Raw genomic sequence first — 575 nt, 5'->3', positions numbered from 1 at the left:
GGGTTTGGCGAAAAGACCCGCGAACTGGACGATTTAAAACGGCGCGGGCCGCTTGAGGTGGAATGGATTAGGCACATGATCGAGTCCCGCACGAATCACGCCCTGGAGCAGGCCGGATCTGAAAGCCGTGTCGATCGTCGATCGCTGGTCGAGCAACAGCGCGCAGCGCTCGCCGCCGGCGACCAGCTCCGCGCCGATCAGTTGGACCGGCCAGCAACCGTTCACGAAGGCCCTCGTGTTACCCAAATACGGCGTGAAGCGGCCCGTGCCGGCCGAGCGCCGTTAGGCGTGCTGGATCGTGCGGCGGTAAACGACGACATTCACCAGCTCGTGGCCGAGCGAAAAGAGCTTGCCCGGGTTTCTGCGCAGATCCTGGACTTTGAAGCCGCGCGACTTGCCAGAGAGCAAATGGACGCTTTCAGGGCCGGGCCTGCGCTGGCTAAGCCATTCAAGAGCCAGGAAACCCTACATCACCTGGAAAAAGCCGCTGTGCTTGCCCAGCTCACCGCAGAGGTGCGAGCAGACAAAACTGTTCTCTACAGGCTCAATCATGACGCTGCTTTCACCGATACGGG

General features: G+C 61.4%; 1 pseudogene. It reads left to right on the top strand.

Annotated features, from left to right (window positions below):
• Window positions 1-75: 75 nt before the first annotated feature.
• A pseudogene (locus DGA31_RS29465) lies at window positions 76-575 on the top strand (MobA/MobL family protein); the annotation flags it as partial.

It is taken from the genome of Pseudomonas ovata, from assembly GCF_003131185.1.
Taxonomy (GTDB): Bacteria; Pseudomonadota; Gammaproteobacteria; order Pseudomonadales; family Pseudomonadaceae; genus Aquipseudomonas; species Aquipseudomonas ovata.
The sequence above is the reverse complement of the archived record's forward strand: the minus strand, read 5'-3'. Positions and strand labels throughout refer to the sequence as shown.